This window comes from Streptomyces canus 299MFChir4.1, from assembly GCF_000383615.1.
Classification (GTDB): Bacteria; Actinomycetota; Actinomycetes; order Streptomycetales; family Streptomycetaceae; genus Streptomyces; species Streptomyces canus_C.
In genome coordinates this window covers 173,208-186,304 of record NZ_KB911583.1, presented here as the reverse complement: position 1 = coordinate 186,304, position 13,097 = coordinate 173,208, and the positions used below count along the sequence as shown (strand labels likewise).

General features: G+C 71.3%; 8 protein-coding genes. All 8 read right to left on the bottom strand.

Annotated features, from left to right (window positions below; all coding sequences use genetic code 11):
* The 8 genes from H293_RS0104710 to H293_RS0104675 are packed head-to-tail and all read right to left on the bottom strand — an operon-like array spanning position 1 to position 13,084.
* Positions 1 to 1,542, bottom strand: coding sequence for a right-handed parallel beta-helix repeat-containing protein (locus H293_RS0104710; protein ID WP_028807556.1), 1,542 nt, complete (start codon positions 1,540 to 1,542; stop codon positions 1 to 3).
* 8 nt (positions 1,543 to 1,550) lie between these two features.
* Positions 1,551 to 3,494, bottom strand: coding sequence for an alginate lyase family protein (locus H293_RS0104705; protein WP_020116723.1), 1,944 nt, complete (start codon positions 3,492 to 3,494; stop codon positions 1,551 to 1,553).
* Positions 3,494 to 5,671, bottom strand: a complete 2,178-nt coding sequence (locus H293_RS0104700; protein WP_020116722.1) for a bi-domain-containing oxidoreductase — start codon at positions 5,669 to 5,671, stop codon at positions 3,494 to 3,496. The genes H293_RS0104705 and H293_RS0104700 overlap by 1 nt, the downstream gene beginning before the upstream one ends.
* Before the next feature lie 16 nt (positions 5,672 to 5,687).
* The gene (asnB, locus tag H293_RS0104695; protein ID WP_020116721.1) at positions 5,688 to 7,622 is read right to left on the bottom strand and encodes an asparagine synthase (glutamine-hydrolyzing); all 1,935 of its coding nucleotides are present in this window, start codon (positions 7,620 to 7,622) and stop codon (positions 5,688 to 5,690) included.
* 3 nt (positions 7,623 to 7,625) lie between these two features.
* Positions 7,626 to 9,146, bottom strand: a complete 1,521-nt coding sequence (locus H293_RS0104690) for a Wzz/FepE/Etk N-terminal domain-containing protein (RefSeq protein ID WP_020116720.1) — start codon at positions 9,144 to 9,146, stop codon at positions 7,626 to 7,628.
* Positions 9,143 to 10,513 (bottom strand): Wzz/FepE/Etk N-terminal domain-containing protein, encoded by a 1,371-nt coding sequence (locus H293_RS0104685; protein WP_020116719.1) that lies wholly within the window; start codon positions 10,511 to 10,513, stop codon positions 9,143 to 9,145. Before H293_RS0104685 ends, H293_RS0104690 begins: the two co-directional genes overlap by 4 nt.
* On the bottom strand, positions 10,510 to 11,778 hold the full coding sequence (locus H293_RS0104680; protein WP_020116718.1) for a glycosyltransferase family 4 protein: 1,269 nt from the start codon (positions 11,776 to 11,778) through the stop codon (positions 10,510 to 10,512). Before H293_RS0104680 ends, H293_RS0104685 begins: the two co-directional genes overlap by 4 nt.
* Positions 11,768 to 13,084 carry a nucleotide sugar dehydrogenase gene (locus tag H293_RS0104675; protein WP_020116717.1) on the bottom strand — a complete coding sequence of 439 codons (1,317 nt, stop codon included), beginning with the start codon at positions 13,082 to 13,084 and terminating at the stop codon, positions 11,768 to 11,770. Before H293_RS0104675 ends, H293_RS0104680 begins: the two co-directional genes overlap by 11 nt.
* Positions 13,085 to 13,097 lie beyond the last annotated feature (13 nt).

The following is a 13,097-nucleotide window of genomic DNA, read 5'->3' as shown; positions in this document are numbered from 1 at the left end:
TCAACCACCGGCCCGGGCGACGAGGGTGCTGCCCGCGTCCTGCTGGTTCGGCATGCCCTGCCAGCGCTCGAACGCGAGCAAGCTGCTCGGGTCGTGGACGACGAACTGCCATGGTCCGACGTAGACGTTGTCGTGCCAGCGGTTGTGCTGCTTCTGCGTGATCGCGTCGGCCACCTTCTCGCCCTTGTACGGCGACCAGTCCGGATAGGTGCCGTAATTGGACAGCACCGCCATCCGGTCGCATTTCGTCGTGCACTTGAGGACGGACTTGTCCAGCACGAAGCGGTTGTCGTGGATGTCCACCCGCTGGGCCTTCCACCGGCAGTCCGCGTAGAGCGGCGCCTTGGCGATCGCCGGCTTCGCGCAGCTGCCGGCCTTCTTCACCAGCAACGTGCAGTCACCGGACGAGGTGTTGGCCGGGCTGTTGCAGAACCGGTCGGCGTTCTCCCAGAGGGTGATTCCGGACCAGTTGTTCTCCAGCAGGTTCCGATAGATCTCGATCTTGTCGGTGCGGGCCTTGATCCGAGGTTCCCCGCCCGACTCGGACAGGTAGAGGGTCGCGAACGGGAAACTGTCACCCTTGTCGGCCGCCTTGCGGCCCTCGACCCAGTTGTTCCGCCGAATCGTGTTGTTCCGGATGATCGCGTTGTAGCTGATCTCGTAGATCAGCGCGGCACCGTCGTTGGCCTCGATCACGTTGTTCTCGATAAGGAAGTCGTTGTTGTTGGTGTCCGCCCACAACCCGGTTCCCCGGTTGTCGTGCACCCAGTTCCCGCGTACGTCGGCGCCGTCGACGGCCCAGAACTTGATGCCGCCGGTGCAGCCGCAGCCCGGCTTGCGCCGCTCCCAGTCGCCGGTGTTGTTGCCCACGATCTCGTTGCCCTCGACCACCAGGCCGGTGATACGGCCGTTGCCCTTGTACGCGTTCATGCCGTACTGGCCGTTGTTCCGCAGGCAGCTGGCGCGGACCTGCTGGTGGGCACCGGCCATCAGCCCGGCACCGGAGTTGTCCTGGATCGTCGCGTCCTCGATGACCCACCCGTCGGCCGAGTCGTGGTTGACCACGCCCTCGTCCGACGGCGCCGCGAAGCGCTGCACGGTCAGGTAGCGCAGGGTGACGTCGGGAGCGCTGCCGCTGAACGCGTACTGGTTCTTCTTCCCGCCGTCGAGCACCGCGCCCGGTGCGCCGAGGTAGCGGTCCCCCTTCTTGGGAACGACCTGGGCGTAGCGGTCCGGGTCGAGCCTGTGCTTGCCCGGTCGGAGCCAGAACGTGGTGTTCGGGGGGTTGCTCTTGGTCTTGGCCGCCAGGTCACCGACCTTCGCGGGGTCGACCGTGACCGCACCCGCCGGTGCCTTGGCCGGCCCGGCCGCGGGGTTGGCGCACACCCGGGCCAGGGAATCGGACCGGGCCCCGGACGTGGTCGGCGCGGCGGTCGGTTTCGCGTCGGCTTCCGGCGTGCCGCTGTCACAGCCGGTCGCCGCCAGCAGGGCCAGCGTCAGCGGTACCGCCGCCAACGCCCAGGGCCGCCTCTTGATCCCCACGCGCCCCCCTAGCCGCGGAACCTGAGCACGGTGGTGAAACCCTCCGCGCCGTCGGTGGAGCCGGTGCCGATCAGGGTGGTGGCGGGTTCCTTGCGTCCGAATCCGGCGGAGTACCAGCCCAGCGGCGGCTCGCTCTCGCCGCGGTGCGCCTGCCAGGACAGGTGCGCGGGCAGGTCGAGTACGGCGGAGCGGTCCTCGCCGTCGCGGGTCCAGGTGAGCTGTGCCCGGTTCCCGACCAGGTCGGCGGTGATCGCCGGGCCGAGGTGGAACGCCAGGCGTGCCTCCCGGCGCGGACCGCGCACCTCGTCCACGATCCTCAACTCCCGCGTCTCGGCAGCCAGTTCCACCTGCCGTCGGTGCACATTCCCCTGGTAGCCGTCGTGTTCGGCGCTCCAGCGGGCCGTTTCCGCCGTCAGGACCCGGCTCTGCGCATGCCGGGTCCACAGGAACGGGCCGCCGGAGACGGACTGGTCACCGCCGTCCAGCTGGAGGGTGTTGTGGCCGAGGGTCGACCGGAAGTACTGCCGCCACTCGGGCTGCCCGTGGTAGCAGTACGTCCCCGGGTCGGCGAGCACGTCGACCCCGTCGTGCCGGACCTCCACGGACAGCGCGTCCGCGTGGGCGTGCGCGGCGATGGACAGGAAGCCGTGCGGACCACCGTCGCACCGGCACCAGATCTCCTCCGGACCGCGCAGGATCGTCATGCCCGCGTCGGCGAAGTGGGCCGGCCTGTGCGCCGGGCGGGACACGGCCGGTCCGGTTCCGTTTTTCGCGTACGGCTTGATGAGCGCGGCCAGCAGCGGGGTGCGCACATCGGTGGCGGTCACCTCGGGCCACCAGTCGAGCCGGCCGAACACGGCGTCCCCGGTGGCCAGCAGCGAGGCCCAGCGGTCGGTGCCCGCGCCGTCCACGATCAAACCGTGCCCGTCGTCCGCGTCCCCCTGACGCGGCGGCCGCAGCCGGTTGTCCACGACGGCCGCGAGCGCGTCGGTCATGCGCAGCAGCACCAGGCGGACGGTCGCGGGGACCGGCACCGCGGCGGCCTCCGCCTCGGCCAGCGCGGCCAGGCAGAGCTCCAGGACCAGACCGTGGTACTCGGTGGCCAGCTCGCGGTTGAGGCCGGAGCCGTAGGTGTTGCCGCGCAGTTGCCGGTCCAGCGAGCGCAGTGCGCCGGCTCGCCAGCTCGTCGAGGCGGGGAACCAGTCGAACGCGCAGGAAGCGGCGAACTGACCGGCGGTCTCGGCGATGACGTGGTTGTTCGCCGAGGAGCCCCGGCTGGGGAAGGCGGCGAGCCAGCGCTGGTGGTGCCAGATCTGGTTCCGCGCCACCGGGTTTTCCTCGAACAGGTCGGCCGCGCCCGGCCAGCCGTCGAGCAGTCGGCGGACCCACACCCAGGACAGCAGCCGGATGCCCAGCTCGATGCCGCTGAGCCAATGGACGCCGCGCAGCGGGGGGTTGGCCTCCCACCACGACCGCAGGTGCTCGGCCACGCGCTCGGCGTACCGCTCGTTCCCGGTGATCGCGTAGGCGGCCGCGAGCTGGGTGAGGTACTGGTGCCGGGACGGCTCCCAGATCTGCTTGATGTCCCCGACCGCGTCCTCGCTGCGGTACGGCACGTCGAAGGCGTAGCCGGAGGGAGCCCGGCGCCCGGTCTTGGGGTCGAACCACCAGTCCGGGGCGGCCAGGTCGTCGCGGACCACGCCGAAGAACTCGGCGTGCCCGTCCATGAGCAGGTCCGCCTCGGCGACGAGACGCTTCGCGGCGTCCGGGGGTACGGCGGCGATCGTGCCGGCGGGCAGCACCGCGGTGAACCGGGCGCCGGTCACGTTCGGGCAGTCGGGCGGCGTCGCCCGCCAGCGCCGTCTGCGCAGGGTGTCGCCCACCCGGCCCGCGACCTCCTGCGGCCCCATCCGGGACAGCCGCCGGAGGTACCAGCCCACGCTCATCGTCATCAGGGCCTCGCCAACGTCACCGGCACGCCACCGGCCAGGCCGGCCTGCACGGCGAGGGTGGCCGCCGTGGTGGCGACCAGCGACTCCAGCGGCACCGGCATCGGCCCGCCGGTGCGCACCGCCTTGATGAACGCGGCCAGTTCGGCGTTCTGGCCCTTGTCCCGGGCCTTGGGCAGCCGCGAACTGACCCACTTCTTACGGCCGTACACCGAGGCCCGTACGAAGTCGTCGAGCCGCAGCGCGCGGCCGTCCGCGACCAGGTCCAGCGTCTCCTTGGGGAAGCCGGACGGGCCGGTGGTGACGTAACCGATGGTGGCGGTGGAACCGTCCGGGTAGCGCAGCACGACCTGGAGGTCCTCGTTGCCGGACGAAGCGGTCGCGTACACCGAGACCGGGTCGGCGTCGAGCAGCCAGCTCGCCGTGTCGATGAAGTGTCCGCCCTCGCCCACGAACCGCGAGCCCTCGGAGCCCTGCTGGAGGTACCAGCTGCCGTGGTCGAGGCGTCCCGCGTTGACCAGGTAGCGCAGGTGCGCCGGACCGCTCCGGGCGCCGAAGTGGTTCCTGGCCTCCTGAAGCAGCGGCGCGAAGCGGCGGTTGAAGCCCACCTGGAGCCGGTCGTTGCCGGACTCCTGCACCGCCGCGAGCACGCCGGACAGCTCGTCCTCGGTGAGGGCCAGGGGCTTCTCCACGAACACGGTCTTGCCGGCCAGCAGTGCCTGGCGCGTCAGTTCGGCGTGCGAGCTGTGCCGGGTGACCACGAACACCGCGTCGATGGACTTGTCGCCGAGCACGGCGTCGAGGTCGGTGGTCGCCTCGGCGAAGCCGAACTTGCGCTGCGCGTTGGCGCCGGACAGCGACGTCGTGGTGACGACGGTCGACAGCTCGACGCCCTCGCGCCGGGCGAGGTGCGGCAGCAGCATCGACGTCGCGTAGTTGCCGGCGCCGATGAACGCCAGCTTCACCGGCGTTTTGGCGGCGCGGGCCGGAGCCGCCTTCACCTCCGCCGTGGGCACGGCGACCGCGGGAGCCTTCGCCTCCTCCGCTTCCCCCGCCTGTTCGGGGTACCGGAACAGCGCGGTGACGGCCTTCAGCTCGCCGTCCTTCAGACGCCGGTAGGTCTCGACGGCGTCGTCGAAGTCGGCGACGTGGGAGATCAGGGGTTCCACGTCGACCTTGCCGCGGGCGGCGAGGTCGAGGAAGCAGGCCAGGTTGCGGCGCTCGGTCCAGCGGACGTAGCCGATCGGGTAGTCACGGCCCTGAAGCTCGTACTCCGGGTCGTACCGGCCGGGGCCGTACGAGCGGGAGAACCGGACGTCGAGTTCCTTCTCGTAGTACGCGTTCCACGGCAGGTCCAGGCGGCACTTGCCGATGTCGACGACCCGTCCGCGGTCCCGGGCCAGCTTGGCGGCCAGCTCGACGGGCTGGTTGCTGCCGCCGCCGGCGGCCAGGTACACCTGGTCCACGCCGTGTCCGTCGGTGAGTTCGGCGACGGCGTTCTCCACGGCGGCGGAGGCGGGGTCGCCGCAGGCCGCGGCGCCCAGGCGCTCGGCCAGCTCGCAGCGCGCCGGGTCGGGGTCGGCGCCGACGACGCGGACTCCCGCGGCGGCCAGGAGCTGCACCACCAGCTGGCCGATCAGCCCGAGGCCGATGACCAGGGCCACTTCGCCGAGCTGCGGCTCGCCCTGGCGGACGCCCTGCATGGCGATCGACCCGACGGTGCCGAAGGCCGCGTGCTGCGGCGCGAGGCCGTCCGGCACCGGGACGTAGAGGTTCTTCGGCACCCAGTTGAGCTCGGCGTGCAACGCGTGCTCGTTGCCGGCGCAGGCCACCAGGTCGCCGACCTTCACGTCGTCGATCCCGGCGCCGACCTCCTCGACCACCCCGCACAACGAGTAGCCCAGCGGTGTGTAGGAGTCCAGCTTGCCCATCACCTTGCGGTACGTGGCGGGCACCCCGTTGGTGGCCACGCTCTGCATGACCTTGGCCACCTGGTCGGGGCGGGAGCGGGCCTTGCCCAGCATCGACATGCCGGCCTCGGACACCTTCATGAGCTCGGTCCCCGTGGAGATCAGCGAGAAGGCACTGCGGACCAGCACACCGCCCGGCTTGCACCCCGGCACCGGCACGTCGAGCACCGCCAGCTCGCCGCTCTTGTAGTTCTGTACGACCTGTTTCACCGAAGTCCCCTGATTCCTAAGCCGTTTGCCGAGTGCTCTGGCCGGACCCGGAGGTCGCGTCGCGGTACCAGTACTCGAGGGTCAGCACATGCCACAGATGCTTGGAGAAGTCCTGCTGCCCGGCGGCGTCCTCGGCGACCATCCGCGCCAGCGCGTCCCTGCGCAGGAACCCGGAACGCACGAGCTCGCCGTCGTTGACCACCTCGCGCACCAGCGGTGCCAGATCCCGGCTCATCCATGCCCGCAGCGGGGCGCTGAACAGGCCCTTGGGCCGGTAGACGATCTCCCGGGGCAGGATCGAGGTGGCCGCCTCCTTGAGGACGGCCTTGCCCTGCCGCCCGGCGATCTTGCGGTCGCCGGGCACCGCGAACGCCGCCTTGACCACCTCGACGTCCACGTACGGCACCCGCACCTCGGTAGACGCGGCCATGCTGGACCGGTCCGTGTAGGCGAGGTTGAGGCCCGGCAGGAACATCCGGGCGTCCGCCAGGCACATGCGGTTGACGAAGTCGTCGAGCTCGTTGTCCTCGTAGATGTCGGCATGCTCGGTCACCACGTCATCGACCGTCCCCGCCAGGTCCGGATCGATCAGGGCGAGCAGGTCGTCCTGGTCGTACATGGTGTAACTGCGCCGGAACGCGGTCTCCTCCGGCAGATCGGCGAAGGAGAGGAACCGCTTCGCGAAGCGAACCGACCTGAGCCCCCGGCGGGACGTGGCGACCGGCAGCCGGTCCACGGCCGCGGACAGCCCGCGCCGCAGGGGTCGCGGGACGCGCTGGTAGCGCAGTGCGAGCAGGTTGGCCAGGTGTTTGCGGTACCCGGCGAACAGCTCGTCGGCGCCCATCCCCGAGAGCATCACCTTGACGCCGGCCTCCCGGGCGGCCTGGCAGATCAGGTAGGTGTTGATCGCGGCGGGGTCGCCGATGGGCTCGTCCAGGTGGTACGTCATCTGCGGCAGCAGGTCGAGCACGTTCGGGGCGATCTCGATCTCGTGGAGGTCGACGCCGAACCGCTCGGCCACCTGCCGGGCGTAGCGCAGGTCGTCGGGCATCGCCTCGAACTTGGCGTCCTCCGCGCGGAATCCGATCGTGTAGGCGGAGATCCCGGGATGGTCGCGGGCCGCGAGCGCGGTCAGGTAGCTGGAGTCGAGCCCGCCGGACAGGAAGGTCGCCACGGGTACGTCGGAGAGCAGGTGCTGCCGGGTCGACTCCTCGATGATGGCCGCCAGGTCTGGCAGTTCGCCGCTCCGGGCCCGCTCCTGGCCCTCGGCGGCGACATCCTTCAGGTTCCAGAACCGGCCGCGCTCCACCCGGCCGTCGGGGCTGCACCGCAGCCAGCTGCCCGGCGGCAGCTTCTCCGCCTCGCGGAACGCGCACCGCGAGTCCGGTACCCAGTAGTAGAGCAGCGAGGCCACCAGTGCCGCGTGGTCCACCTCCAGCTTGCCGCCGGTCGCGCCGGCGAGCGCCTTGAGCTCGGAGGCGAACACCAGGCCCCCGCCGCGCTGGAGCAGGAACAGCGGCTTGATGCCCAACTGGTCGCGGACCAGGACCAGTTCGCCGGTGCGCTCGTCGAAGACGCCGAACGCGAACATCCCGCGCAGCCGGGGCAGACAGTCCGTGCCCCAGCGCCGCCAGGCCTCAAGGAGGACCTCGGTGTCGGAGGTACCGCGGAAGCCCACCCCGGCGGCCGCCAGCTCGGCACGCAGCTCGGGCGCGTTGTACAGCTCGCCGTTGTACGTCAGGACGAGGCCGTCCTTGGCCATCGGCTGGGCGCCGGTCTCGGACAGGTCGATGATGGACAGCCGGCGGTGCCCGAGGTGCACCTCGCCGTCACCGACGGGGTGGCTGTACCGGCCCGACCCGTCCGGGCCGCGGTGGGCGAGGGTGTCGGTGAGCCGGTCGGTCACGATCTTGCCGTCCGGCCATCGGTAAGTCCCTGCGATGCCACACATGTCCTACCGCACCTCCTGGTCGCTGTCCGGGACTCGTGCGGCCCACATCGGCTGTCGTTCCGTCTTCACCTGGCCTGTCCCGTTCTGCCGGGCCGTCCGCTCGCTGTGCCCCCGCAGCGCGACGTGCAGCCCGTCCCAGAGCGTGCCGTCGGTCCGGTCCCGCGGATCGGGGTCGATCAGCACCACACCGACCACCGCGATGCGCTGGTCCGCGAGTTGCCGCGCCACGGTGTGCAGCCATGCGGCGCTGCCGTGGCCGGCACGTACGACGAGAACAGTCTGGGTACCGAGGTACCGAAGGTCGGTCCACGCGGTGCCGGGTGCCACCGAGCCGACGCCGAGCAGGCGCCCTTGGTCCGGCAGGGTCGTGGCCTGCTGACCGCTGACCACGCTGGGATCCCCGGGCCTCGGGCGGCGGCCGGAGAGCTCCGAGCCCGGCAGACCGTCGACGACGGCCACGGGCCCGTCGGCCGCCAGTGCCCTGGCGACGTCCAGGGCGATCGCGCTCGTGCTGCGCGCACAGCCCAGTTCCAGCATCGACAGCTGTTCCGCGGAGCCGCGCGCCGTGCGGGCCAGGGACGCGGTGAGCCGTTCGCGTGCCAGCCGGGTCCGTCGGCGCTGCCACGGCCTGCCCGACCGGCGGGGCAGCTCCGAGATGACCGAGGCCCCCAGGTTCGCCGCGATGTCCCGGCGCAGCACGGGGCGGTCCGCGACCACCACACCGACCGCGGCCAGCGCGAGCCCGAGGAAGAGCCCGAGGACGAGCCCGATCACGGAGTCGGTGGCAGCGGCCTTGGGCAGGGAGTGCCGTACCGCGCTCGGGTCGTCCACGATCTGCGTGCCGGCGACTACCGCGGGCGTGCCGGTGCGGGCCTCGGCGGCGCGCTGATCGAAGTCGGAGATCCGCGAGTTGAGTTCGGCCCGGCGGGCGTAGAGCGACTCGATGCTCGCCGCCCCCGTCGTCTCGCCTGCCGTGGCGCGGTCGTTGATCTCCTGGTTGACCGTGGCGAGCTCGTCGCGCGTGCGGTCACGCTGGTCGAGCAGGGCCTTGGACTCGGCCTGAGCGGTTGCCTTCATCCGCTGCACGTGGTCCGCGACGAACGCGTCGGCCAGCGCCTTGGCCCTGGCCACCGCCTGCGCGTCGTCGTCGCCGGTCACCTCGATCTGCAGCAGGTTGTTGGTCAGGCCGGTGCCCCGGTAGTCCTTCATGAAGTCCTCAGGTTTTTCCGGGGACTTGAGGGACTTCAGGGCCGCGTCGGCGATACGCGTGGTCTGCAGCAGCGCGACGTCGGTGCGGATCAGCGTTCCGGTGTCGTTCGGCTGGTCCTCCGCGTGGGCGACCAGCACCTTGGTCGTCGCGCTCGGCGGCGGCGGCATCAGGACCGCCACTGCCGCGCCGGCCAGGAAGCCCAGGACCGCCATGGCGCACCACAGGCGGCGGCGCCTGCGCACCGCCACCACCAGCGCCTGAAGGTCCAGGAGCGGGGTGGCGGCCGACTCCGGTGAAGTCGTGTTGGTCGTCACGCCCGACCTCCCGTCGCGCGGCCGGGAACCGCGAACGTGAGAGTGGCGTCGTCCGGCGGGTCGGCGGCGGAACGCGCGGGGCCGGCCTGGACCGGGCCCGCGACGACGACGCCCACGACCTCGTGCCGGCCGTCCGCGCACGCCTCGGCGATGCCGGCGAGCTCCTCCGTGGTCCAGGTGTTCGCGCTGAGGACCACCACGGCACCGTTCTCCGTTCCTCGGTCCGGCACGATCGGCCGGTCCACCGACACCTCCACCACACGCAGCACGGGATCGTTCTTGGCCTCGGCCAGGAGCTGCCCAGCGGCCCGGCGGGCGATCTCGTCGCCGTCCGGTACGACGAGCAGCAGCCGTCGGGGAGCCGGCAGTTGCTCCTGGAGGCGGGCGCACACCCGCCGGTAACGGAGCCGTCTGCCGGCCTCGTCGCCGGACTTCTGCAGGGCCGGTACGTCCCATCGGGTGTCGGCGCCGAGGAGCCGGCGGATCCGGGCTCGCCGGCCGCCGCCTTCCGTCCCGTGCGCGGGCCATTCACCGGGCACGTCCACGGCGCCCAGCGGCGTCGAGCCCAGTGCCGCGGCGATCTCGGGTTCGGTGCGCAGCCTGCGGTTCATCCGCGCGGCGACGAGATGGCCGACGAGCGCGAGCAGGAAGAACACCAGCGCCCCGCCCACGATGAGCTGCGTCCTCGTCGGCGGCGCCTCACCAGTGGGCCTGGCGGCCTGCCCCATGACGACCATGCCTGACTTGTTGGTCGACGGGTCGGCCTCTTGCAGCTTCTTCATGGCCGCCTCCAGCGAGGTGCGCAGGTTCTCGAGCGCCGTGCGGGACTGGACGCTCTCCACGGTCTGGCCCGGATCGGCGGCCTTGGCCAGGTCGGAGATGCGCCGGTTGGTCTCCGCCACCTGCTTGCGCAGCGCCTCGGTCCGCGTGACCACTGAGGCGTCGGTGCCGCTGCCCGCGACCTCCGCGGCGAACTGCACGAACTGCTGGGCCACCCCGTCGGCGAGCTGCTGCGCGCGCTCCGGGGTGTCGGCCGTACCGGAGATCGTGATGATGTTCCCGTCACCGGCCTTGGCGCTCACGTGGTCCCGCAGCTCGGAGCGGCTGACGTCGGACCAGTGCAGAGCGTCGGCCGTACGGTCGACCACGGTCAGACTGGTGGCGATGTCGACCTGGGTGAGCAGCTCTCGCTCCTCCCACACCCCTGGCAGCAGTACCGGCGCCGACGCGCTGTATCGGGGCGGGAACACCAGCACCGAGGTGCCGTAACCGAACAGGGCGCCCACCACGGCGAGGACGGCCAGAAGCCGCCACCGCCGACGGAGTATCCGCCCGATCGTGACGAGGCGGATGGTGTCTTCGTTCAACTGCGCTGCCTCTTCTTCCTTGTGCGCACCGGACCGCTCGCCGACACCGCATCGCGGTCCCGGCACGCGGCGGCATAGGCGGCGAGCAGCGACGCCTGCGAGTTGCGCCAGGAAAGCTGCCCGCCGATTCGCTCCTGGCCGATCTTGCCCATCCGGGCCCGCTTGTCCGGATCGTCCAGCAGTTCCGTGATGAGCTCGGCGAACTGGGCCTCGTCGTTGGCCGGCGCGTAGACGGCGGCGTCACCGGCTGAGACGCGCGCCTCCTTCAGGTCGAAGGAGACGATCGGCCGGCCCATCGCCATGTACTCAAGGACCTTGTTCATGGTCGACACGTCGTTGAGCGGATTGCGCGGGTCGGGAGACAGGCACACGTCCGCGGTGGACAGGTAGCGCAGCAGGTCGGCGTCCGGGATGCGCCCGGTGAACTGCACCTGCTCGGTGAGCCCGAGCTGCCGGGACAGCTCCACCATCGCGTCGAAGGCGTCGCCGGAGCCGACGAACACCGCGTGCCAGTCGGTCCGCCCGAGCTCGTCGCGCAGCTTGGCGAGGGCGCGCAGGGCGTAGTCGACGCCGTCCTGCGGACCCATGACGCCCAGGTAGCACAGCAGGTGGGGCTTGCCGCGCTTCAACTCCGGCTCGGGCGGCACCGGTTGGAACCGCTCGATCTGGGGCGCGCTGCGCACCACGAAGACGTCCTCCGGCCGCTTGCCGCCACGGCTCACCGCGACGTCCCGGTAGCTCTCGTTCGTGGCGAGCACCACGTCCGCGGCCCGGTAGGTCCGCCGTTCCACGGCGCACACGGCGCGGTAGAGCAGGTCTTTGCCGCGGTCGAACCGGGAGAGGTACAGCTCGGGCACCAGGTCGTGCTGGTCGAAGACGAACCGTGCGCCGCGCCGCCGCAGCCAACGGGCCGACAGGAACAGCAGGTCGGGCGGGTTGCAGGCGTGCACCACGTGGACCGGGCCGACCTTGCGGGCCAGCCGGGCCGTGTGCCAGAGCGCCGATCCGTACTCCTTGAGGTAGCCGGCCGGTCCTCCGGTGGCGGCGCGCAACGGGTAGCGGTGGATGCGCACGCCGTCGATCACCACCTCCGGCTCCGTGTCCCGCTTCTCCCCCTGAGGACAGATGACGTGCACTTCCCAGCCCGCGTCGCGCAGCGTCGCGCACTCCTGCCACACCCGTCGGTCGAACGGCACCGACAGGTTCTCCACCAGGATCAGCGCGCGCCGGCCCGAGCCGTCGCCGCTGACTTCGTTACCAAGCAAGGCCCATGTATCCCGGTTCGGTCCGGCGCGTCTCGGCGTCGGGAAGGCGGATGAGGTCGACGATCACCGGGCCGCCGCCATGAGGCAGGGCCGCGAGGACGGCCGGGTCTTTGGTCCCGACCAAGCACACCTCGGCATGGTCGAGCACCTCCTCGACGGAGTCCGCGAGCAGCTGCGCGAGGTGCGGCAGCCGGGTCTCGATGTACTCGCGGTTCGCGCCGATCAGCCGGGACAGGCTCACGTTGGCGTCGTGGATCCGCAGGTCGTACCCCTTGCCGTGGAGGCGCTCCGCCAGCTCGACGAGCGGACTCTCCCGGAGGTCGTCGGTGCCGGGCTTGAAGGACAGCCCGAACAGGCCCACCCGGCGCTTGCCGGTGCGCTCCACCAGGTCCACCGCACGCTGCAGATGGTCGGAGTTGGAGGCCAGCACGTGGGAGAGGATGGGCACCGAGACGTCGGCCCGCTGCGCCGCGTGGACCAGGCTGCGCAGGTCCTTGGGCAGGCAGGAGCCGCCGAAGGCGAAGCCGGGCCGCAGGTAGGCGGGGCTGATGTTCAGCTTGCGGTCGGCCAGGAACACGTCCATCACCTGGTGCGAGTCCACCCCGAGCGCCTGGCACACCGCGCCCAGCTCGTTCGCGAAGCCGATCTTGAGGCCGTGGAACGCGTTGTCCGCGTACTTGATCGCCTCGGCCGTCGGTACCGGCACCCGGAACACCTCGCCGGGCAGGCCCTCGTACAGCGCCGCCACCACGTCGCCGCTGGCCGGGTCGAGCTCGCCGATGACCGTCTTGGGCGGGTCGAAGAAGTCCCGCACGCTGGTGCCCTCGCGCAGGAACTCCGGGTTGACCGCGACCCCGACGTCCACGCCGGCGGTGCCGCCGATGTTCTTCTCCAGGATCGGTACCAGGAGGTTCAGGCAGGTGCCCGGGAGCATGGTGCTGCGGAACACCACGGTGTGCCGCCCGCCCCGCTCGGCCAGGGCGGCGCCGATCTCCTCGGTGACCCGCTCCAAGTAGGTGGTGCACAGACTGCCGTTGGGCTCCGAGGGGGTGCCCACGCAGATCAGCGACACCTCGCTGTCCATGATCGCCTCACGGACGTCGGTGGTGGCGCGCAGCGCTCCCTTCCGCACGACCTCCGCGGTGAGTTCGCCGATCCGCTCCTCGACCACCGGGGCCTTGCCGTCGTTGACCAGGTCGACCTTCACCTGGTTGACGTCCACGCCGATGACCTCGTGCCCCATGCCGGCCAGGCACGCGGCCGACACGCAGCCCACGTAGCCGAGCCCGAACACGCTGATTCTCATGACCCGTTCCTCC

Bases quoted from the DNA above. Each gene is read 5' to 3' on its own strand.
- H293_RS0104675 (WP_020116717.1), bottom strand. From the start codon at position 13,084: ATGAGAATCAGCGTGTTCGGGCTCGGCTACGTGGGCTGCGTGTCGGCC.
- H293_RS0104705 (WP_020116723.1), bottom strand. From the start codon at position 3,494: ATGACGATGAGCGTGGGCTGGTACCTCCGGCGGCTGTCCCGGATGGGG.
- asnB (WP_020116721.1), bottom strand. From the start codon at position 7,622: ATGTGTGGCATCGCAGGGACTTACCGATGGCCGGACGGCAAGATCGTG.